This window comes from Bradyrhizobium sp. HKCCYLS3013 (assembly GCF_051167615.1).
In the GTDB taxonomy this organism is placed as follows: Bacteria; Pseudomonadota; Alphaproteobacteria; order Rhizobiales; family Xanthobacteraceae; genus Bradyrhizobium.
This window is the reverse complement of sequence record NZ_JBNPTK010000020.1, coordinates 84712-107103: the sequence shown is the minus strand read 5'-3', so window position 1 is coordinate 107103 and position 22392 is coordinate 84712. Positions and strand designations below refer to the sequence as shown.

The 22392-nt window shown below is 65.4% G+C and carries 17 protein-coding genes; 9 read left to right on the top strand and 8 right to left on the bottom strand.

What is annotated here, in order from left to right:
- Nucleotides 1-27: 27 nt before the first annotated feature.
- Nucleotides 28-2628 carry an MMPL family transporter gene (locus tag ACQR1F_RS28060; RefSeq protein ID WP_315801258.1) on the bottom strand — a complete coding sequence of 867 codons (2601 nt, stop codon included), beginning with the start codon at nt 2626-2628 and terminating at the stop codon, nt 28-30.
- 486 nt (nt 2629-3114) lie between these two features.
- Here ACQR1F_RS28060 and ispH point away from each other — a divergent pair, with 486 nt between their 5' ends.
- Both ispH and hpnH read left to right on the top strand, forming a co-directional pair.
- A complete protein-coding gene (ispH, locus tag ACQR1F_RS28055; protein ID WP_315801259.1) occupies nt 3115-4041 on the top strand; it encodes a 4-hydroxy-3-methylbut-2-enyl diphosphate reductase in 927 nt (308 codons plus the stop codon).
- A gap of 34 nt (nt 4042-4075) precedes the next feature.
- Nucleotides 4076-5224 carry an adenosyl-hopene transferase HpnH gene (hpnH, locus tag ACQR1F_RS28050; protein WP_316183626.1) on the top strand — a complete coding sequence of 383 codons (1149 nt, stop codon included), beginning with the start codon at nt 4076-4078 and terminating at the stop codon, nt 5222-5224.
- Between the two features lie 271 nt (nt 5225-5495).
- Here hpnH and ACQR1F_RS28045 read toward each other — a convergent pair whose 3' ends face one another.
- The 5 genes from ACQR1F_RS28045 to ACQR1F_RS28025 all read right to left on the bottom strand — a co-directional run bounded on the left by ACQR1F_RS28045 (nt 5496) and on the right by ACQR1F_RS28025 (nt 10030).
- Nucleotides 5496-6260 carry a phosphorylase gene (locus tag ACQR1F_RS28045; protein ID WP_410051467.1) on the bottom strand — a complete coding sequence of 255 codons (765 nt, stop codon included), beginning with the start codon at nt 6258-6260 and terminating at the stop codon, nt 5496-5498.
- A 344-nt stretch (nt 6261-6604) separates the two neighbouring features.
- The gene (hpnE, locus tag ACQR1F_RS28040) at nt 6605-7855 is read right to left on the bottom strand and encodes a hydroxysqualene dehydroxylase HpnE (RefSeq protein ID WP_316183367.1); all 1251 of its coding nucleotides are present in this window, start codon (nt 7853-7855) and stop codon (nt 6605-6607) included.
- On the bottom strand, nt 7855-8694 hold the full coding sequence (gene hpnD, locus ACQR1F_RS28035) for a presqualene diphosphate synthase HpnD (protein WP_315801263.1): 840 nt from the start codon (nt 8692-8694) through the stop codon (nt 7855-7857). Before hpnD ends, hpnE begins: the two co-directional genes overlap by 1 nt.
- Entirely contained in the window at nt 8691-9569 is an 879-nt protein-coding gene (hpnC, locus tag ACQR1F_RS28030; protein ID WP_434914237.1) for a squalene synthase HpnC, read from the bottom strand. The genes hpnD and hpnC overlap by 4 nt, the downstream gene beginning before the upstream one ends.
- A gap of 224 nt (nt 9570-9793) precedes the next feature.
- Nucleotides 9794-10030 (bottom strand): hypothetical protein, encoded by a 237-nt coding sequence (locus ACQR1F_RS28025; protein ID WP_315801265.1) that lies wholly within the window; start codon nt 10028-10030, stop codon nt 9794-9796.
- A gap of 477 nt (nt 10031-10507) precedes the next feature.
- Between ACQR1F_RS28025 and ACQR1F_RS28020 the strand changes: the two genes are divergently transcribed.
- Complete coding sequence (locus ACQR1F_RS28020) at nt 10508-11002, top strand: hypothetical protein (RefSeq protein WP_315801266.1); 495 nt, start codon at nt 10508-10510, stop codon at nt 11000-11002.
- A 319-nt stretch (nt 11003-11321) separates the two neighbouring features.
- Here ACQR1F_RS28020 and ACQR1F_RS28015 read toward each other — a convergent pair whose 3' ends face one another.
- Both ACQR1F_RS28015 and ACQR1F_RS28010 read right to left on the bottom strand, forming a co-directional pair.
- Nucleotides 11322-13679, bottom strand: a complete 2358-nt coding sequence (locus tag ACQR1F_RS28015) for an efflux RND transporter permease subunit (RefSeq protein WP_316183365.1) — start codon at nt 13677-13679, stop codon at nt 11322-11324.
- A 380-nt stretch (nt 13680-14059) separates the two neighbouring features.
- A complete protein-coding gene (locus ACQR1F_RS28010) occupies nt 14060-15646 on the bottom strand; it encodes a B12-binding domain-containing radical SAM protein (RefSeq protein ID WP_434914236.1) in 1587 nt (528 codons plus the stop codon).
- Between the two features lie 583 nt (nt 15647-16229).
- On the opposite strand from ACQR1F_RS28010, the gene ACQR1F_RS28005 reads away from it, so the two are divergent.
- The 6 genes from ACQR1F_RS28005 to ACQR1F_RS27980 all read left to right on the top strand — a co-directional run bounded on the left by ACQR1F_RS28005 (nt 16230) and on the right by ACQR1F_RS27980 (nt 22388).
- Nucleotides 16230-17966 carry a methyl-accepting chemotaxis protein gene (locus ACQR1F_RS28005; protein ID WP_316183363.1) on the top strand — a complete coding sequence of 579 codons (1737 nt, stop codon included), beginning with the start codon at nt 16230-16232 and terminating at the stop codon, nt 17964-17966.
- A gap of 91 nt (nt 17967-18057) precedes the next feature.
- Nucleotides 18058-18678, top strand: a complete 621-nt coding sequence (folE, locus tag ACQR1F_RS28000) for a GTP cyclohydrolase I FolE (RefSeq protein WP_315714899.1) — start codon at nt 18058-18060, stop codon at nt 18676-18678.
- 205 nt (nt 18679-18883) lie between these two features.
- Nucleotides 18884-19429 (top strand): sigma-70 family RNA polymerase sigma factor, encoded by a 546-nt coding sequence (locus tag ACQR1F_RS27995; RefSeq protein WP_315772520.1) that lies wholly within the window; start codon nt 18884-18886, stop codon nt 19427-19429.
- On the top strand, nt 19426-20076 hold the full coding sequence (locus tag ACQR1F_RS27990) for a ChrR family anti-sigma-E factor (RefSeq protein WP_315749232.1): 651 nt from the start codon (nt 19426-19428) through the stop codon (nt 20074-20076). Before ACQR1F_RS27995 ends, ACQR1F_RS27990 begins: the two co-directional genes overlap by 4 nt.
- A 161-nt stretch (nt 20077-20237) precedes the next feature.
- Nucleotides 20238-20831, top strand: a complete 594-nt coding sequence (locus ACQR1F_RS27985) for an RNA polymerase sigma factor (RefSeq protein ID WP_315801270.1) — start codon at nt 20238-20240, stop codon at nt 20829-20831.
- A gap of 30 nt (nt 20832-20861) precedes the next feature.
- Complete coding sequence (locus ACQR1F_RS27980) at nt 20862-22388, top strand: cryptochrome/photolyase family protein (RefSeq protein WP_434914235.1); 1527 nt, start codon at nt 20862-20864, stop codon at nt 22386-22388.
- Nucleotides 22389-22392 lie beyond the last annotated feature (4 nt).

Sequence of the window (22392 nt, the reverse complement as noted above, 5' to 3'; positions counted from 1 at the left end):
AGATCGGCCGCTTTTTCTATTCCGTGATCACGAGCCCTCTTGCTCCTTGATCTCGCGAGGCTTGCCCATCAGCGCCGGCTGGAACAGCAGCACGGCGGCGAGCGTGGTGACCAGCGACAGCGCCAGCAGCTTGCCCATGCTGGACGTGCCGGGATGGCTCGACAGCCACAGGCTGCCGAATGCGGTCGCCGTCGTCAGTGCGCTGAAGAAGATCGCCCGGGTCAGGCTGGTCTGGAGCAAATTTGTGCGGCCGCCGCGCCACGCCACCACGTAGTAGATCTTGAACGCGACGCCAATGCCTAGCAGGAGCGGCAGGGCGACGATGTTGGCGAAGTTCAGCGGCAGCTTGATCAGCACGCAGATCTCCAGCGTCACGGCGCCCGCAACCAGCAGCGGCACGATCGTCATGAGCACGTCGCTGAAGCGCTTCAAGGTCACCCACAGCAGGAGGCTGATCACGACCAGCGAGTAGATGCCGGCGTGGATGAATGCCTTCACGATCGTGTCACCGGACTTCAGGATCGAGACCGGACCGCCGATCGCGTTGGGCTCGGCCGTCAGGACGGCGTTGGCGAATCGCCTGAGATTGTCGTTGTCGTTCGGATCGCCCTTGGGCTGCGCCTCGACCCGAATCAGTCCGTCCTTGCTCTTCCACTGCGACACCAGTTCCGGCGGCAGGTTCGCGAGGCTGACCGGCTGCGCCTGGAGAGTGGCGCTGAGCTGCGTCAGCGTGATCTTCCACGGCTCGACGAACACCGCCTGCGCCTTGTTGCGAACCGTTTCGCTGGCGCCCGCGAGCCTGGCAAGCGCGTCGGCGAGCCGCCGCGACGCGACCGCGCCCGGCCCGTTGCTCTCGCCCGCGGTGCGCCGGAGATTGTCGACGGTCGAGTTCAGGGCGTCGACATTCTCCTTGTCGCTCGGCGCCGCATCGACCTGATCGGGGTTGAGTGCAGGCCCCAGCACCTTCGCGCCCTGCGCGATCAGCTTCAATTTGGCCGGCTGGTCCTCGGGGACGAAGCTGTCGAGCGACATCACGCGCGCCACCTCGGGCAACTTCGCCAGCTTGGCCTCGATCGCCTTGGCCTCGGTCTCGGAGCGCGTCAGCACGTCGATCGCATTGGCGCCCGTGTTCGGATCCTTTCGCAGGTCGAGATAGGTCGCGATCGACTCGGCGCGCGGATTGCGCAGGTTCATCGGGTTGAAGTCGAACTTCATGTAATAGAGCAGCGGCAGGCCGGCGACGACCAGGCCGAGCGTGCCGACGATGATCGGCACGCGGTGCTTCTCGAGGAAATGATCGACCGGCGCCAGGAAGGCGTAGCCGACCGGCTCCTTCTCGCCGGGCGGATTGAGGATCCTCAGCAATGCCGGCAGCACCGTGATCGACGACAGGAACGCGATGATCATGCCGGCGCCGGCGATGGCGCCGAGCTCGGAGATGCCCTTGTAGTCGGTCGGCAGGAAGCACAGGAAACCGGCAGCCGTCGCCATCGCCGCGAGCGACAGCGGCACCGCGGAGCGGCGCGCGGCTTCCGCCAGTGCCTCCGGAAGATTGTCGTTCTTGAACCGCTCGGAGCGATAGCGCACGCTGAACTGGATGCCGAAATCGACGCCGAGGCCGATGAACAGCACGGCGAACGCGACCGACAGCAGATTGAGCGAGCCGACCATCATCAGGCCGACGGCCGTGGTGAGCGCGAGGCCGATGAACAGGTTGATGAACACGGCCGAGATGATCTTGGCCGAATGCAGCGCCAGCCACAGGATGATCAGCACGACGACCACGGTGCCGATGCCGTTGACGACGGCGCCTTCCTGCACGGTGGCGTATTCCTCGTTGGCGATCGGCACCGGCCCGGTCAGCCGCACGCGGGCGTGAAAGCGGTGCGGGAAATCGAGCTCGGCCGCCGCCTGACGGATCGCATCCGTCGCCGCCTTGCCGGGCTCCAGGGCCTGGTAGTCGAGGATCGGCTTGAACTGGATGAAGGCGCGCTTGTCGCTGTCTTCGAGCGGCTTGTCGGAGATCAGCTGGCGCCAGGAGAAGGTCGCATCGCCCTTGTCGAGCACGGTCTCGACCGTCTGAGAGATGTAGTCGAACGGCCGCGCGGCATTGTCGAGCTTGACCTGGCCGCGCTTGACGCCGGCAAGGCCGGTCTCCAGCGCACCGGTCAGGCCGCGGATCGAGGGGTCCCCGGCCATGATCTCGACCAGCGGCGCCGCCGCCGTGAACTGGTCCGTGAGCTGCTTGACCTCCTCGGTCGGCAGGAACAGCAGGCCGTTCCTGGCGAAGAACTCGCCGCCGCCGAGCAGCTCGACCGATGAGAAGTTCGCGGTGTCGCCCTTGAGCTTCTTGGCAAGCGCATCAGCCGCCACGCCGGTCAGCTCTGGTGTCGCCGCCTCGACCACGCCCAGGATCATGCGATCGCGATCGAACGCCTGCTCATATTGCTGGTCGCGCTTGCGCCAGTCGAGATCAGGCGAAATCAGCTTGTTGATGTCGGTATTGATCGAGAAATGACGCGCCGTATAGAAGCCCGCGCCGACGGAGAGCAGCAGGGCCGCAATCAATGTCGGCCAGGCAAACCGGGTGCAGGCCTTGACGATCGAGACGACAAACGTGGTCAGCACTTCGTGACTTTCTAATGTTTAGAGAGCTGGGCGGAAACGTCCGCTTCATGGCGGAGTTCCCCGATCAGGGCGAGCCCCGGACGCACACATCCTGAGCGCGCCCCGACCCGGCCTGGCCCAACCTTGAAGACGAGGATGGTCCCTCGACGGCGGATCAAGTTGAACGATGCACGGAACCGTCGGGCCGGCTGATATAGCGGCTGTTCTCGGCGGTAAAGTGACGAACGAGTGAGAGCATAACCAACTCAATTGATTGATCTAATTTATAATTACTAAATTACCTGCAACCTCTCGGGGGCTGCGTGCGACGCATCACATGCGAGCGACTTGCAGACCGGCTTTTCTCTTCGCTCGATTTTTGACACAAAGCCCTGCGTTTCCATCCGTGTGGCGGGCCATTGGGGCACTCGCTGGTGCGATTATTGCAACCCTGTCGCACGCACGGAGGTGCCGGGTCGAAAGTGAGGCAACGTGGCTGGACGTCCCATGCAGGTGTATCTCGCGCAGCCGCGCGGTTTTTGTGCTGGAGTCGTGCGTGCGATCGAGATCGTGGAGCGCGCGCTGGAGAAGTATGGCCCGCCGGTCTACGTGCGTCATGAGATCGTCCACAACAAGCATGTGGTCGAGAGCCTGAAGGCCAAGGGCGCCATCTTCGTCGAGGACCTCTCCGAGGTCCCCCCGCGCGCCGTCACCGTGTTCAGCGCCCACGGCGTCGCCCGGACGGTCGAGGAGGAAGCGGCCGCCCGCGGGCTGCCGGTGCTCAATGCCACCTGCCCGCTGGTGACGAAGGTTCACAACCAGGGCAAGCGCTACATGTCCAAGGGACGTACCCTGGTACTGATCGGTCATGCCGGCCATCCGGAGGTGGAGGGAACCATGGGCCAGGTTCCCGGCCCGGTCTACCTCGTGCAGAACGTGGCCGATGTGGCCGCCCTGCCTCTGCCGCTCGACACCCCCTTGGCCTATATTACCCAGACCACGCTCAGCGTGGACGACACCCGGGACATCATTTTAGCCCTTCAAGCCCGCTTTACAGACCTTCAAGGTCCCGATATCCGGGATATCTGCTATGCGACACAGAACCGCCAATCTGCGGTAAGGGACTTGAGCAAGCTGGTGGACGTCATCCTGGTGGTGGGCGCCGCCAACAGCTCCAACTCGAACAGACTGCGCGAGATCGGCACCGAGGCCGGGGTCGCAAGCTATCTGATCGCTGATGGCAGCGAGCTCGATCCGGTTTGGCTGAAGGGGGCCAAGGCCGTCGGCATCACCGCCGGCGCCTCGGCTCCCGAAGTGCTCGTCGACGACGTCATCGAAGCCCTGCGGCGCATCGGACCGGTCGAGGTCGCGGTGGTCCCGGGGCGGGAAGAAAACATCGAATTCCGCCTGCCGGCCGAGCTGGTCGCGGGCTGATCGGTCCTCGTTTGGTCCAGAAAGAAGAGACGTAATGGCAATCCCCTTCCATAAGGAACTGCGTATCGGGGCCTATCTGATGAAGCAGAAGCTTCTCGGCCGGAAACGCTATCCGCTCGTGCTGATGCTGGAGCCGCTGTTCCGCTGCAACCTGGCCTGCGCGGGCTGTGGCAAGATCGACTATCCCGACGCGATCCTCAACCGCCGCATGAGCGCGCAGGAGTGCTGGGACGCCGCCGACGAATGCGGCGCGCCGATGGTCGCGATCCCCGGCGGCGAGCCGCTGATCCACAAGGAGATCGGCGAGATCGTGCGCGGCCTCGTCGCGCGCAAGAAGTTCGTCTCGCTCTGCACCAACGCGCTGCTCCTGGAGAAGAAGCTCGACCTGTTCGAGCCGTCGCCCTACCTGTTCTTCTCGGTGCATCTCGACGGCCTGCGCGAGCATCACGACAAGGCGGTGTCGCAGAAGGGCGTGTTCGACCGCGCCGTCTCCGCGATCAAGGCCGCCAAGGAGCGCGGCTTCACCGTCAACGTCAACGCCACCGTGTTCGACGGCCACCCGGCCGAGGAGATCGCCAAGTTCCTGGACTTCACCACCGAGCTCGGTGTCGGCGTCACCATGTCGCCCGGCTATGCCTATGAGCGCGCGCCGGACCAGGAGCACTTCCTCAACCGCACCAAGACCAAGCAGCTGTTCCGCGACGTCTTCAAGCTCGGCAAGGGCAAGAAGTGGAATTTCATGCATTCCGGCCTGTTCCTCGACTTCCTCGCCGGCAACCAGGAATTCGAGTGCACGCCCTGGGGCATGCCTGCGCGCAACATCTTCGGCTGGCAGAAGCCCTGCTATCTGCTCGGCGAAGGCTACACCAAGACCTTCAAGGAGCTGATGGAGACCACCGACTGGGATTCCTACGGCACCGGCAAGTACGAGAAGTGCGCCGACTGCATGGCGCATTGCGGCTATGAGGCGACCGCCGCCAATGCGGCGCTGACCAACCCGATCAAGGCGATGTTCGTGTCGCTGCGCGGCATCAAGACCGAAGGCCCGATGGCGCCGGAGATCGACCTCTCCAAGCAGCGCCCGGCGCAATACGTGTTCTCGTCGGAGGTGCAGAAGCGCCTCTCCGAGATCCGCAAGGACGAGGCCGTCGAAGCCCAGCAGAAGGCCTCGACCGCGGCCTGAGGCCGCTGAGATCAGTCCACAACGAAACGGCCGCCGGGCACCGGCGGCCGTTTTTCGTTGAGGTGCTATGGGCTCGTAGGCGCCGCTCCGTTTCGGTGCAGGGATTGCGCCTCTGAGCGAAGCTCTTTCCACACGTCATTGCGAGCGCAGCGAAGCAATCCAGGGCTCCGCACACCACTCTGGATTGCTTCGCTGCGCTCGCAGCGACGGAGCAAGCGGGATTATCGGAGCCTTAGCCGATAAAGCCGACGATCATTCGCCAGCCGGCGCCTTACGCTTCGGCGGCGGCCAGCGTCTCGGTCTCGAGGAAATGCTCGGCCGCCAGCAGGCCGCTCAGCAGCAGGTCGCGGGCGCCGCGCAGCGAGCGCAGGGCGCGATTGAACTCGATGCCCGTCGACACCAGACCACGCAGCACGGCCGGATTGCGGGCGACGCCGCGCAGGATCATCGGCAGGTCGATGTCGCCGTTGGGCTTGATGGCGTCCTTGGCGAGCGACGGGAGGGTGCGATGGGCGGGATCGGAGATCACCCGCAGCGCCGCGAACGGCAGCCCGTACTCGGCGGCATAGGCGGCAGCGATGTGGCTCTCCATGTCGACCGCGGCCGCGCCGGTCTTCATGCGCAGCGCCGCCTTGCGGGCCTGCGCCACCACCACCTCTTCGGCCCCGGCGAGCACGCCGCGCACGACGCGGCGCTTCTTCAGGGCGGCGCGGGCGATGTGCTCCTCGCGCAGCGACAGGCCCGACAGCCAGCGGGCATCGCCGGCGGTCACCTCGGTGGCGACGACGATGTCGCCGGCCTTGAGGGTCGGATCGAGGCCACCGGCCACGCCGAAGCTGACGACGCCGCGGATCGAGGTCGGGTCGAACACGGTGAGCAGCGAGCGCAACTGTCTGGGGTCGCTCGAGCTGCAGATCACCATCATGCCGGGCCCGGCAGCAATCCGGGCCTCCTGCACCAAGCCCGTCACGACCAAGACCGGCCGCGGATCAATCGGGCGATCCGCGGACGTGTCGTCCCCCATCCCCAACTTCACAATCCGACCCCTGACACCTTCTCGGACGTCGCGTGATCCGACGTCTCCGTCTCTTGTTCCAAAGCCTCAGCCGCGGCGGCGCCAGAGCGGAAAGACCTTAACAAACCGAGGATTACGCAGAAAATTTCCACGAGGAAACCCCGTTTGCGCCGCACTGCACCCGCACCCGATGCGTTTTTTGCCGGGTGTTGCCATTTGGCCCCGCCGACCCCTGTTCCGCCCTGGAACAGATCGCGTCAGCGCCTCCGTGCGTGGAACTTTAAGCAAGAACTACGCCACGAAAATGTGAGACTCGCGGCGCAGGCGGCCTGACGGCGCGTCCAGATTCGGCAGCCCTGCGCCCGTCAGCCGTGCCCGAGCAGGAGATTCGCGGCGCGGTCGCCGGAGCGCACCGAGCCTTCGATGGTTGCCGGCAGGCCGGTATCGGTCCAGTCCCCCGCCAGAGCGAGATTGCCGAACGCCGTCTTCACTCCGGGCCGGAGCGCGTTCTGCTCCGGCGTCGCCTCGAAGGTGGCGCGACGCTCGCGCACGATCTGCCACGGCGGCAGCTCGCCCGAGATCCCGGCGGCCTTGCAGACGTCGGCCCAGATCGCGGCGGCGAGTTCCTCGCGCGGCATGTCGACCAGGCGATCGCCATTGCTGATGGTGACCGAGAGCCGCTGCGGGAAGGCGAACAGCCACTCGACCAGGCCGCCGACCACTCCGAGCAGAGCTGGTGCATCGCGCGGCGGCGTGATGCGGAAATGGGCATTGACGATGGCACGATATTTCGTCGGCCCCGTGAGTCCCGGCAGCAGCGCCATCGCCGGCCGCGGCGGCACGGCGAGCACCACGACGTCGGAGGGACCGAGCGCGACGGTTTCATCACCGCCGAACCTGAGCCCGGTGACGCGACCGCCTGCATTGTCGAGGCCGCGCAGCTCGCGGCCGATCCGGACGCTGCCGCCCTTGCCTTCCAGGAATTTCACGGCCGGATCGATCAGCACGCCCGACAACCCGTCGCGCGCGATCAGCGGCCGGCAGGCCTGACCGCCGGCCAACAGCGTCTCGCGGACGATGGCGCCGGCGAGCCCCGCCGAGCCCTCCGGCGGATCGCAGTTCAGCGCCGCGAGCAGCAGCGGCTGCACCAGCCGGTCGTACAGCGCGCCCTTGCAGGGAATCGTGCTGCCGATGGTCTTGGACGTGCCGGCCCAAATCAGCGGCGACAATGCGAGATAGTCGCCGAGCTTGGTATCCGGCACGCGGCGGCCCTCGTCGAACACCCACAGCGGCAGCCGGCCGTTGCCGAGATCGAGCAGCCAGCGCTGGCCGCTCCGGATGTCGACGAATGCGAACTGCGCCTTCTCCGGCCCGACCAGCCCCGCTTCCGAGCCGATCGCACGGGCATAGGACAGCACGTGATGATTGGCCGACAGCAGCAGATGGTTGCCGTTGTCGATCACTAGGTCGGTCGCGGCGTCGTAATAGGACCGGCAGCGGCCGCCGAGCTGCTGCGTGGCCTCGTGGACGTGCACGATGTAGCCCGCGTTGGCGAGCCGCACGCCGGCGGAAAGGCCGGACACGCCGGCGCCGATGATGTGAGCTGTCTTCTGCATCAGATGATTGCGTAACGGAGGATGATGCCGATCTTCGTGAGCTTGCTCACGCGGACGGGCTCGCGCGGCAGCGCGAAGCCGCGTTCGAGCAGGAGGTCGAACACGGCGCGATAATATTTCGACATGATCCGCGGCGCCCGCACGGCGCGCCGACGATTTCGCCGCATGATCTCGTCGGCCTTCTCGAAATGCGTCTTGGCCCTGACCGCTACCGAGTTGCAGACCTTGGGCAGCGCCCGCTCCTGCATCACCTTGACCGGATCGTCGCTGGTGATGCCGGCGAACAGCAGCGCCTCGCGCGGCAGGTAGAGCCGGCCGATGCCGGCATCCTCGTCGATGTCGCGCAGGATGTTGGTGAGCTGCAGCGCGCGGCCGAGATGGTGCGCGAGCAGGATGCCGTCCTCCTCGGGCATGCCGAAGATGCGCACCGAGAGGCGGCCGACCGCGCTCGCCACGCGGTCGCAATAAAGGTCGAGCGTGGCGAGATCGGGCGCGCGGATCTCCGCCGGCACGTCCATCTCCATGCCGTCGATGATGGCGAGGAAGTCCTCGCGCTTCAGTCCGAAGGTCTTCACCGACGCGACATAGTCGCGCAGCCGCGGCGGCGGGTTGCCCTGGTACAGCGCGTCGATGTCGTCGCGCCATTTCTGCAGCGCTGCCAGCCGCTCGGGCCGCGGGCCGTCTGAATCGGCGATGTCGTCGACCTCGCGGCAGAAGCTGTAGACCTGGAACATCGCATCGCGCTGGGCGCGCGGCAGGATGCGCATGGCGGCATAGAACGAGCTGCCGGAGGCCGCCGTGCCGTGATCGACGTTATCCGCGGTCGCCTCGAGGGTCATGCGCCGGCTGCCGATTTGGTCTGGGGATGACGCCCGGCCACGCGGCGGCCGATCTCGCCCATCACCGAGGTGAAGGTGAGACCGAGCATGCCGATGGGCGACAGGTGCACGCGCTCGCTCAGCGGATCGCGCACCTTCAGCAACGCCACGATGCGGTCGGCGAAGGCCTGGATCACGGCGATCTCCAGTCCGAAGCGGAAATCCTTGACGCCGCTGTTGAGGTCCCTGCCCTCCTCGAGCAGCGCCGCATTGCGGACGGCGAGCTTCTGCAGGCAGCTCAAGAGCTGCGGCGACGATTTGGCTGCGCCGAGCATCTCGACCGTGGCGCCGGCTTCGGCCAGCGCGTCGCGCGGCAGATAGACGCGGTTGAGCGCCTTGTAGTCCTTGCCGCAGTCCTGCAGGTGGTTGTTGATCTGAAGGCCGGCGCAGATCGCGTCCGAGGCCGGCCAGGTCGCGGTGGACTCGCCGTGCACATCGAGCATGAAGCGGCCGACCGGCATCGCCGAATAGCGGCAGTAGTGGATGACCTCGTCCCAGTTCTCGTAGCGCAGCTTGGTCACGTCCATCCGGAAGGCAACCAGCAGATCGAGCGCGTGCCGGGGCGACATGCCGCGCCCGGCGAGCGCCCGGCGCAGGCTGACGGCGATGTCCTGGGTCTCGCCCGTTCCCGTCAGCTCAGCCTCGAGCAGGTCGAGCAGCCGCAGCTTCTCGTCGCCCGGCAGGCTCGGATGGTCGGCGATGTCGTCGGCGGTGCGCACGAAATTGTAGAAGGCGAGGATCAGCGCCCGATGCTCAGGACGGATGATCCACGACGCCACCGGAAAGTTCTCGTCCCGGTGTGTCTTGCCGGATCGCAAATCGCTCGCGGTGGTCATGGACGAAACAGCTATCAGGTTGAAGGGGCGCTACCGAAAACAATGCCCGCCGCTTCGCTCATGCGAACGGATTGCTCGCCCCCATATAGGCGAAGATCCCGCCAAAACCAATGCAATCGATGTCGGGCAGCCCATAGAAGCGAACCGCCGTCCTGCCCCGAGGGGGCGGGCCGGCGGTCGTTAACCAAGAGAGTTCGGAAACAACCGTTCCGAACGGCAACCGCTTACTGGTTGTGGGTCTTCAGCACCTGATCGCAGGCCGAGCTGATCTTGGGGCGGTTCTCCTTGAGGCACGCCAGAATCGTGAAGTCACCCTGATCGATGACGGCACGGCAGAACTTCTGAACGTCACGCGTGCAGGCCGCCTGCTCTTCGGGCGTGCCGCCGCGGCCTTGCGCGAACGCACCGGTGGAAACGGACACCGACGACAGCAGGGAAAGTGCCAGGAAAATCTTACGCATCGTGTTCCTTCATTTTGACAGCAGAGGAGACCTCCCGGATCGCCGATGCTGCCCGGGAAACACCTGTTTGGTTTGGCAAGGACCGCAAGCCCCCCAGCGCCGGAGGTACGCTGCCAAATGCGGCCAAATTTGCGCCCTATGATCCCGAGCGGATCAAGCTCGGAGATCACAGCTTTGGCACAAACAAGGCGTTGATACTAGGGCGTTATTCTCGGAACACGTTTTTCGCATTTGGCTGTTGCAAGCATGCCGCGCGGACCGTTAGATGCGGGCGCCGTCGAGGCGGCTTGCGTGCAGCCGTCTTGCGAGGACGACCATTCGGCGCCGACCGGTCGCACGGTATCGGCGGGCATCATGGCATCCGGTCGCAGCGCCCGACCGGCCGTCATTTGAACCTAACCTTCGGCGAGAACACCAAGTGTTCGAAGCGGCGGCATACGCCGACACAGCGGTGTCATTTTGGATGGGAAACTCGATATGAAACTGTTCGGCTCACCTTTCTCTGGGCACGTCGTCAAGGCCGCCGGTCTCGGAGCGGCACTGTTCGTGGCGGCGACCGCAGTTCAGGCTCAGTCGGGCCCGTTCGCCGGCTTCGACGGCTCGTGGTCGGGCAACGGCACGGTCGCGCTGTCGGACGGCACCACCGAGCGCATCCGCTGCAAGGCCAGCTACAAGGTGGCCGGCGCCAATCTGAAGCAGAGCCTGCAATGCGCCAGCGACAGCTACAAGTTCCTCCTGTCCAGTGACGTCACCAGCCAGGGCGACCGCATCTCCGGCAACTGGAGCGAATCCAGCCGCAACGTGAACGGCGAGCTGCAGGGCACCGCCGGCAACGGCCAGATCGACGTGTTCGTGCAGGCCGCCGGCTTCGCCGCCAGCATCACCCTGCGGACCAGCGGCAACAAGCAGGTCGTGCAGATCTCCTCCAAGGGCGAGATTCGCGGCGTCAACATCACGATGTCGAAGACCTGATCTTTGGACCGGAGCGCGTCGCGCGCTCACGGGCAGTCGAATGCGCAAACGGCCCTGACAATGTCAGGGCCGTTTTGTTTTGCGGTGCTTCCGCAGCCGTCGGATACGAATGAGACCCACCGTCGTCGTCGCCCGGCTTGCCGCCTTCGCTCACGCTTCGGCACGCCCCCGAGGTGTTTAGCCGCGTCGAAGCCGAAGGCGCAGACAGGACCGGGCGCCCAGTGTTCCAGAGGCTGTCGTAGTTGAACCGATAGGCCACGGCGTACTGGATCACCCGCTTTCGCGGGTATAACGGCCCTGGTTTACGCAACAGCCTGGGCTAGAGCGGCTTGCGCTTCAGCTTCTGCGACAGGTTGATCAGGAACATCGCGGTCGGGCGGAGGATGAAGAGGTCGGCAAACAGCGCCGCCACCATCGAGAACGCGCTGAGCCAACCGAACAGCCGCAGCGACGGCAGATCCGAGAACACGGTGACGACCAGGCCGCAGGCCAGCACCACGGTGGTGAGGATCAGCGCCGGTCCGACCAACACGGTGGCCCGCTCCACTGCGACCGCGGCACTGACGCCGGGCGCGCTCTCCATCCGCAGCCGGTTCAGGAAGTGGATGGTGGCCGACAGGCCAAGGCCGAAGGAGACCGTGAGCGCCACCACGCTGGCGAATTGCAGCCCCTCCCCCATGGCCCACAGCACGGTGCCCGACATCACGACAGGGAAGATGCCGGGCAGGATGCAGGCGAGCATGACGACCCAGGACCGGAAGGCCAGCCCGATGAACATCGCCACCAGCGCGAACTCGATCGTCAGCCCATGGTTGAGCTTTTCAATCATGCCGGCCGAGTTGCGCGCGGCGATGGCGGCGAGACCGGTGACGGCGATTTCATAGCCGGGATGCTTCTTTCTCACCGCATCGAGCTCGTGGTCGAGCTTGTCGACCACCGGCAGCAGCTGGCTGGAGTCGACATCCGGCACACGGCCGGCGACCACCACCGCATCCTGCTCCTTGTCGATGAAGCGGCGCACGAGGTGCTCGGGGATCAGATTGACGTATTCCTGCAGGGTCGCGGTATCCGACGAGCCGGCCTTCTCGGCCAGCCAGCGCCGGAGCGTCTCGACCGACCAGACGTTGCCGACGCCCGCGGTCTTCTCGACCGTGGCATGGACGTCGGCGATGGTCTGCAGGGTCTCCGGGGCATACAGCGAGGCGCCCTTCGGAAACTGGATGAGCACGTTGACCGGATTGGCGCCGGTCAGCTTGGCATCGAGCCGGTTGCTCGCCGCAACCGCCTGCTGCTTGTCCGGCACCTGGTCGGCGAGGCGATAGCGCGGCTCCAGGGTCGAATACACCACCGCGAGCGAGCCGACGAACAGCACCGCGATCAGGCTGAACAGGCCGGGACGGCCGACCATGCGCACCGCGATCCAGTAGCAGAAATTGCGCAGCGCCTGGACGCCGGCGTCGGCGCCCTGGAATTTGACCGCGAACGTCTTCTCGTTGCGCACCAGCAGCACGCCGAACACCGGCACCAGCGACAGCACCGCGACCAGCGCGATGATGGTGGCGGCGAGCCCCGCCTCGCCGAACTTGCGGATCAGGTCGCTGTCGGAGAACTGCAGGGCGATGAAGGAAATGCCGGCGGTGGCGTGGGTCAGGACGCAAGCCGGGCCGACGACCAGCACGGCGTTCTTGAACGCCGTCACCTTGTCCTGCCCCGCGATCAGGCGGTCGCGAGCGGCGAAGGTGAGCTGCATCGAATCGGAGAAGCTGATGACCATGATGAGCGGCGTCATCACGTTCAGGAACATGTTGAGATTGAAATTGGCCCACCCGAGCGCGCCGAGCGCGAGCATGATCGCGATCAGCGGCGGAAACGCCGCCGCGATCATGAACGAGACCTTGCGGAAGAAGATGATGGCGATGACGCAGCCGGCGAGAATGCCGAGAATGTTGTAGGTTAGCCCGTCACGCTCCACCGCGTTGCGGATCTCGAGCTGCATGACCGGCACGCCGGAAAGCTGGACATTCAGGCCGGTGTCGCCGAGGTCCTCCGCCATCAGCTTCCGGATGTCGCCCACCACCTTCCCGAGATCGTTCGAGGCGACCACCTTGGGCTCGAGCGACAGCACGATCAGGGCCAGCGTGCCGTCCTCCGACAACAGCTTGCCACGGATGATCTCGTTGGACTTCACCGTTTCGATGAACTTGTCGTAGGCCTCGCCCTCCGGCAGATCCGACGGAAACAGCGCGGCCGGCAGCTTGCCGGGCGCCGGCGCCTGACGGGCCGAGAACAGCGACACCAGGCCCCGGGTGCCCTCGACCAGTTGCAGGTCGGTCACGAAGTCACGAAGCTTCTCGAGGTTTTGGCGGGCCAGCAGGGTCTTGCCCTCGACCACGACGAGGACGTCGAATTCCTCGGCCGGGAACTTCTTCGTCACCTCCTCGTACTGGTGGAATTCCTTGCTGTCGGAGCGAAACAGCTGGCTGAGCGAATCGTCGATCTGGATGCGCTTGATGCCGAACACCGCCGCCACAATGAGAACGAGCAGGACGACGCAGGAGAAGATCGGCGCCTTGACCGCGAGGAGGCCGAGCCGCTCGATGCCAAAGGCGATGCTGTCGGCCGGCCGGTGCTCGACCTTCTCGACATGGACTTCGTTGTCGTGCCTGACTTCCAGCATGCGGTGTCCAGTGGTTGGGGCGCGGCCCAATTCGGAAGGCCTGAGCGCATAGGGCAGAAATAAGGCCGCTCAGCGAAGCAGAGATGACCGCATTGTGGCCCGCAGCCGAAGCTAATCCTTGAAAACACGTGAAAATTCGTCGAGGCGGTCTAGCAGGGTTCACTCCCCGGCCGCAACCATGCGCGGCCACACAAGACGGCGAGCCGCGACGGCTTCCGATCACGCCACGATTCTGCCGTGCTTGAAAAGAGGTGGACGGCCCCGACGGACGCGGGGCTCGAAACCTGAACGACTCAAGGACCGGTATCCGACTGAGCCGTCCTTGCCGGAGCAGGCCGCGGCGCCGGCGAGCGCCCCGCTGCCCTGCCCCGGCGAGGCCATCACCCCGCAGGAAGGGCGGCCTCGCGCAGCCGGATCGAGTAGTTCGACGCGTTCTGATGCCCGCGCGAGGCGGCGCGCGCAAACATGATGAGGTGATGCGCGATCAGCGTCACGGCGATGAAATTCTCGATCTCGCCGCGCTTGAGCTGGCTCCAGGCAAAGCGCCAGAACGGCCGCTTGTAGTCGCCGAGCACGCCCACCTTCCAGAAGATCTTGCCCATCATGACCAGGCCGCGCCTGACGTTCGGCCAGCTCTTCATCTCGTCGCTGACCGGCACCTCGATGCGGTTGGCGTAGGTGGTGTCGCATTGGTGCTTGTAGCGCGCGAACAGCCGCTCCGGCTCATAGGCCACCTCCATGCAGCGCCGCCACGCCGTGACCACCTCGTCATAGGGCATCAGGAATTTCACGTTGGAGTCGCGACCGTCGTCGTGGACCAGCCTGCCCTCGCGCTCGAGGCGATCCCACAGGGGCGTCTTCGGGAGCGCCTGCAGCAGATTGATCGTGAGCAGCGGGATCCGGCTCTCCTCGACGAACTGCAGCAGCGCGTCCGCGGTCTGCGGCGTGTCGGTGTCCAGCCCCATGATGATACCGGAGACGACCTCCATGCCGTAGCTGTTGATGGTCCTGATCCCCTCCAGGATCGGCACCATCATGTTGTGATCCTTCTGCATGGCCGTCAGCGCATCCGGATCGGGCGTCTCGATGCCGCAGAAGATGGTGATGAAATAGGCCTCGCGCATCTTCTCCAGGATCTCGGGCCGCTTGGCGATGTTGAGCGTGGCCTCGCAGGCGAGCCGCATCACATAGCCGGTGCGCTTCTGCCATTCGATCAGATGCGGCAGCAGCTCCGTCGCGGCTTTGCGGTTGCCGATGAAATTGTCGTCGACGAAATAGACCGAGCCGGTGACGCCGCATTCCCTGAGCTTGTCGAGCTCGGCGATGATCTGCTGCGGCGACTTGATGCGCGGGTTGCGCCCATAGAGGCCGGGGATGTCGCAGAACTCGCATTGATAGGGACAGCCGCTGGAATACTGGATACTGCCGAGAAAGTACTTCTTCACCTCGGCGAGCTCATAGGCCGGCACCGGGAAATCGGTCATCGCCACCCGCTCGCTGGTCCGCAGCACGACCTGCCGCGCAGGCCGTGACGGATCCCGCGCCAGCCGCGCGATCAGCTCGTCGGTCGCATCGCCAAGCTCGCCGACATGCAGATAGTCGAAGCTCGGATAGTAGTCCGGGCAGGCGCTGACCGAAGGGCCGCCGAGCGCGACCGGCAGGTCGAACGCGTGCGCCCGCTGGCAGATGTCGTTCATCTGCTGACGCTGGATGTGCATGCCGCTGACGAACACCGCTTCGGCCCAGGAGAAATCCTCGTCCCGCGCCGGGCGGATGTTCTCGTCGATGAAGCGCACCTGCCAGGAGCTTGGAAGATAGGCCGCGATCAGCAGCAGCCCCTGCGGCGGCATGAAGGCCTGGATGCCGTCGGTGAGCGGATAGGCATGCTCGAAGGTTCCGAACGACGAGGTGTAGCGCGGAAACACACAGAGAATGCGACGTACCGTTTCGATGCCCTCGAATCTCATCGACTGCCCCTCGCGACAACCCGCTAACTGGTTACCTTACGGCCGAAGACAAGGCTTCGCCACCCCTTCCGGAAAAGTTGAGGTGCGATCGAGTTTTCCGCTCCTGTCGCAAGGCGCGACGTCCCCGCCGCGTGCCCGATGCTCACGCTGCCAGGCATGATCAGACGCGACCTGATGAGGCGACCTGATCCAATGTATCGCAATACGGGTGGCGGAATGCGACGGGCGATCCAAGGTTCCAATCAGATGGATCATCGATCGGTCGAGCGCGACGACCGCTCCCGCCTGTCTCCGATCGGCGACCAATTGCTGAGCGCGCGTGCGCGCGGTCACTGGTTTGCAATGCATTTGCAAGGGAACGAGGGGCCTCGAAAGGGCGCATGCCCTCCGTAGTCAACCGGACGCCCCGGCGCGCGCCCCTGCTGCGGAGCACCAACTAATCGATTGAAACGCCAAGCAAAGTACGCTGTGGTTGTATAATACTGACGGTGTCCACTTAACGCTTTCTCCATGAAGGTTTTGCATAACTATTAACAATCAAGCGCCTCCTCCGTCGCAGCAAAAACTCGCGGTGTCTCACCTCATGACCTCACGCCCGACGTCAACGAAGACGGCCACGCGCCGATCCATCGCAGTCAAGCTCTATGCAATCTTCGCGTTGTTTGCGCTATTGACCGCCGCAATCACCTGGCTGTCCGACTACAACTCGCGGCGGGCCACGGAGCTCATCAAAGCCATCGAGACGGCCAATCTCGCCGCTCACAACGTTCAGCTGGTCAACGGCCTCGTCTATGCCGTCGTGATGGAGTCGCGTGGCGTCTACATGTCGACAGATCCGGCCGTCGTGAAGCAATACGGCAACGGCTTGCTCAAATTCAACGCCGAGATTCTGAAGGTCGTCGACAAGTGGCAGGCGATCGTACAGGCCGACGACGCCCAGCAATTCGCAACGTTCAAGAAGCGGATCGAGCAATTCGTCGAATTCCGCGCCGAACTGGTCCGCCGCGCCAATGAAATCAGCCCGGCTGCGGGACGCGAGTGGGGCGACAACGACGCCAATCGCTCCGTGCGCAAGGCGCTCAACACGGACCTCGAAGCGCTGTCCAAAGTCTATGTCGAGCGCGGAGGAAAGATCGCCGAGAAAGCGGCGCTGAACAACAAGCTCTCGCTCATGCTGACAGGCCTTGGCGGCTTGATGTTGGTTCTGGTCGCAGCCGGCGTGGTGATCATCGCTCGCTCGATCGCTCGGCCGCTGTCTCAGATCACCGAGACGATCCGCCAGGTCGCCACCGGCGCCGAGAACGTCGAAGTGCCGTATGCCGGGCGCGCCGACGAGGTCGGCGAGCTGGCCCGCGCCATCGGCGTGTTCCAGCAGGCGATGGCCCACAACCGCGACCTCAATGTCCAGGTCTCGCAGGACTCCGAAATCCGCGAAGCCCGGGCCCGCCACATCGAAACCGCGGTCGAGGAATTTCGCACCGCAATCGGCAGCGTGATGCGGACCGTCACCGAGAACGCCGCCGCGATGCGCGCCACCGCCGAGGCGATCACACGGCTGACGGCGGACGCCAACGAGCGCGCGGTCACCGCAGCCGGCGCGACGTCGCAGGCCTCGACCAACGTTTCCGCCGTCGCGAGCGCCGCCGAGGAGTTGTCGACGTCCGTCGAGGAGATCGGCCGGCAGATCCGGCAGTCGGCCGGCGCCGTCGAGCAGACCGGCCAACGCACCGAGAAGTCGGTCACGGAGATCGAGGGCCTTGCCGCCGCCACCCAGCGCATCGACGGCGTATTGACCCTGATCCAGACCATCGCCGAGCAGACCAACCTCCTCGCTCTGAATGCGACCATCGAGGCCGCCCGCGCCGGCGAGGCCGGCCGCGGCTTTGCCGTCGTCGCTCACGAGGTCAAGGCGCTGGCCGGGCAGACGGCCAAGGCGACCGAGGAGATCAGCCAGAACGTCGGCCTGATCCAGGCCTCGACCAAGACCGCGGTCGACGCGGTCCGCGAGATCGGCCAGGCGGTCCGCGGCATCAACGAGATCACCTCGAACATCTCCAATGCCATCCAGCAGCAGGACCAGGCGACGCGGGAGATCTCGACCAACGCGCAGTCGACCGCCCAGGGCAACCAGACGCTGGTCATGAACATCGGCTCGCTCCGCGACGCCATCAGTGAGACCTCGACGGCCGCCGCCTCCGTCCTGTCGGCGTCCGGCGACCTCAACGCGACCGCGCAGACGCTCGCCAACGAGGTCGAGAAGTTCTTTCAGAACCTGCGCTCGGGTCCGTCCGCGGAGATGCGGCTGCGCAAGGCGAGCTGACCGGGGCGAGCCCTCGGTTGCGGAAATCGCCCCCCGCAAGACGTGATCCGTTCCGACACCGGAACCGTTTCTTGGTTTTTGGAGAGCCGTCGTGCGCCAGACAGCCAAGAAACTTCCGTTCGCCTGCGACCCGGTCGCGGTCACCCAGGATGACGTCGAGGACGCCATCCGCACCATCCTGACCTGGATCGGCGAGGATCCGTCACGCGAGGGTCTCTCCGAGACCCCGGCCCGCGTGGCGCGGGCCTACAAGAGCTATTTTTCCGGCTATGAGCAGAACCCCGAGGAGTATCTGCGCAAGACGTTCGAGGAGACGGCCGGCTACGACGAGATGGTGCTGTTGCGGAACATCCCGTTCCAGAGCCATTGCGAGCACCACATGGCGCCCATCATCGGCCGCGCCTGGGTCGGCTACGTGCCGCGCAACCGCGTGGTCGGGATTTCCAAGCTCGCCCGGGTCGTCGAGGCCTATGCCAGCCGGCTGCAGATCCAGGAGCGCATGACCGCCGAGATCGCCAACATCATCGACGAGGTGCTGCAGCCGCAGGGCGTGGCGGTCGTGATCAAGGCAGCCCATCACTGCATCAGCTCGCGCGGCGTCAAGAAGCACGGCGTCGATCTCACCACCAGCCGCATGCTCGGCTGCTTCCGCACCGACCCGATGAGCCGCCAGGAGTTCCTGGCGATGGTCAATTCCGACCTGAAGGATTGAAGGGGCCGGAAAATCCTCCGCCCACTGTGATCCAGCCGTCCATGGTCCACGTTATCCAGGGTCAAGCAGCGTGCCGGGGACCATGACCACGCGACTGAGAGCGACTGGATTAGCGCAATGGAACGTGGCATCGTCCCGGCATCGATTTGCACGGGCCTTCAGTGCCCGTACCAGGGTGAATGTGAGCAGAGGGCCGAAGGCGACTGTGGACTGGGCTGAATTGATCGGACGCGTCGCCGCGCGCGGCGATCGCGAGGCATTCAAGGCCCTGTTTGCGCATTTTGCGCCCCGCATCAAAGGTTTCCTCATCAAGACCGGCTGCAACGCCGACGACGCTGAGGAAATCGCCCAATCCACCATGGTGGCGGTGTGGACCAAGGCGGGTCAATTCGATCCGTCGACGGCCGGCGCGGCCGCCTGGATCTTCACGATCGCGCGCAACCAGCGGATCGACGCCGCGCGCAAGGCCGCCCGCGACAGCCGGCTGAGCAGAGAAGTGGGGCGGGACGAGGAAGCCGATCCGACGCCCGCAGCCGACCAGATCGTCTCGCGTGTCGAAGATGCCACACGGGTGGCGGCCGCGATCGAAAGATTGTCGGTGGAGCAATCCACCGTGATCCGCCTGTCGTTCGTTGAAGAACGACCGCATTCGGAAATCGCGGCGGTGCTCGGCCTGCCGCTGGGTACGGTAAAGTCACGAATCAGATTGGCGATGAATCGCCTGAGAGACCTGTTGGACGACGCGACATGACGATCAGCCACCACCCGCCGGAAGACCTGCTGGCCGACTTCGCCACTGGTGCGCTCGACGAGGCCGAGCGGCTGGTCGTCGGTGTCCATGTCGCCGATTGCGGCCGATGCCAGCGCTTCGTCCGCGCCATCGAGCAGCTCGCCGGCGCCTCGCTGGATGCGGCCGAGCCGATCGCGACGGGCGCGGATGCGTTCGATGCCGTGATGGCACGCATCGATCGACGCCCGCAGGCGGCGCCGCAGGTGAGCGAGGTCGCCGAGCACGATCCCGAGCTCGCCGACCTCCCCGAGATGGTCAAGCGCTGCAAGATCGGCAAGCGCCGGCGTGTGGCGCCCGGCATCAGCATGCGCCCGATCCTGCTGCCGGGCACCGGCAAATCGCGCGCCTTCCTGCTGCGCTCGGAGCCTGGGGCGCGGATGCTGGAGCATACGCATTCCGGCAACGAGCTGACCTGCGTGCTGAAGGGCAGCTTCAGCCATCTCGGCGGCTATTACGGACCCGGCGACTTCGACTATGGCGACGACGAGGTCGACCATCGTCCGGTGGTCGGTGACGAGGGCCCCTGCCTCTGCCTCGTCGCCATGACCGGCGACCTGCGCATGCACGGCCTGCTCGGCCGGCTGATCAGCCCATTCGTCCGGCTCTGAATTGCTCCGCCGTCATTCGAGCGCCGCGAAGCAATCCGGAGCGACGCGGAGGGCCTGGATCGCTTCGTCGTTTCGCTCCTCGCAACCATGACCGCAAGCATTCGGGTGATCCGCATCGGACTCTGACCCGTTTCCGCTCAGGAAGCGCATGGAGGAGACAGATGCGATCAGCAAGCGCGGATAAGGGGTACGTCGCGCATCTCGGCGGCTTGCTGGCCCGTGCCGGACGCAACGACGAGCAAGCCTTTGCCGAGCTGCATGCTGCAACGATCTTGAAGATGCGGAAGACCGTGCGCGCCTTGCTGCCCTCCTCGGCCGACCTCGACGACATCCTGCAAGATGGCTACCTGAAGATCTGGCGGCATGCCGCGAGCTTCGACCCGGCGCGCGCCTCGCCCATCACCTGGATGTGCACCATCATGCGCAACACCGCGATCGATGCGCTGCGCGCCACCGGCGTGCCGACCTCGGAGCTCGATGAGGCGCTCGCGATCCCTGATCCCGCTGACAGCGCCGCCGACGACGAGTTCGACTACGCGCTGGCGGAACCGATCGCCCGCGAGGCGCTCGAGCGGCTGCCGGAGGAGCGCCGACGGCTGCTGGCGCTCGCCTATCTCGAGGGCGAAAGCCGGACGCGGCTGTCGGAACGGTTCGGCGTGCCGGTCGGCACCATCAAGACCTGGCTGCATCGCAGCCTGCTCACGGTGCGCAAGGATTGTCTCGGCCAGGCCCACGCGGTTACCGTGGCGGCCTGATCGTCGGCATGGCGCGATGACCAACGTATCATGATCAGGACACGTCCCGTCAGACATCTCGTCGTCGTGCTGGGCGACCAGCTCGATGCGGACTCGGCGGCCTTCGACGGCTTCGACCCGGAGCAGGATGCCGTGCTGCAGATGGAGGTCACCGACGAGGCGAGCTACGTGCCGCAGCACAAGATGCGCATCGCCTATTTCTTCGCGGCGATGCGCCACTTCCGCGCCGATCTCGAGGGCCGCGGCCGTACCGTCCACTATGTCCGGCTCGATGATCCCGCCAACACCGGCACGCTCGACAGCGAGATTGCGCGGCATCAGGCCGCGCTGCAGCCGGCGGCGACGATCGTGCTGGAGCCCGGCGACTTTCGCGTGCGCGAGGGCTTGCGCAAGCTGCTGCAGCGGATCGACATCCGCGCCGACCGCCACTTCCTGTGCACGGCGGACGAGTTCGACGCCTTCACCGAGCGCCATCCCCGCCCGATCATGGAAACGTTCTACCGCGCGATGCGGCGCAAGACCGGCATCCTGATCGACGACAGCGGCCGCCCGGTCGGCGGCAGCTGGAATTTCGACGCCGAGAACCGCAAGCGGTTCGGCAGGAGCCGCCCGCCTATTCCCGTGCCCCGATCCTATGCTCCCGACGCGATCACGCGCGACGTGCTCAAGCTGGTCGCGGCGCGCTTCTCCAACAGTCCCGGCAAGCTCGACCGCTTCGACCTGCCGGTGTCGCGCGTCGACGCGCTGACGGAGCTGTCGGACTTCGTCACCTGGCGCCTGTCTTTGTTCGGCACCTATCAGGACGCGATGCTGAGCGACGAGCCGTTCCTGTATCACTCGCGGCTGTCGGGCGCGCTGAACCTGCACATGCTGAACCCGCGCGAGGTGGTCGCGGCCGCGCTCGAAAGCCGCAACGCGCCGCTGAACGCACTCGAAGGCTTCGTCCGCCAGATCATCGGCTGGCGGGAATTCGTGCGCGGCATCTATTGGCAGCGCATGCCTCACTACGCCGATGAGAACGCGCTCGACGCCAGCCTGCCGATGCCGCGCTTCTACTGGACCGGCGAGACCGAGATGCGCTGCCTGGCGCAGGCGATCGGCCACACCATTGACCATGCCTATGCGCATCACATCGAGCGGCTGATGGTGCTCGGCCTGTTCGCGATGCTGCTCGGCGTCCGGCCCTACGACGTGCACCTCTGGCACATGTCGATGTTCCACGACGCCATCGACTGGGTGTCGCTGCCCAACACACTCGGGATGAGCCAGCACGGCGATGGCGGCGTGGTCGGCACCAAGCCCTATGCGGCGTCGGGCCACTACATCGACCGCATGAGCGACCATTGCCGCAATTGCCGCTACGATCCGAAGCAGGCGACCGGCGACAGCGCCTGCCCGTTCACGACGCTGTATTGGAGCTTCCTCGCCAAGCACCGCCGCCGCTTCGCCAATAATGGTCGCATGCGCAACCAGTACGTCAATCTCGAGCGCCGCAGCGCGGCGGAGATCCGCGCCATCCGCAACCACGCCGACGCGATCGTGTCGGCCCTGGTGTAATCCG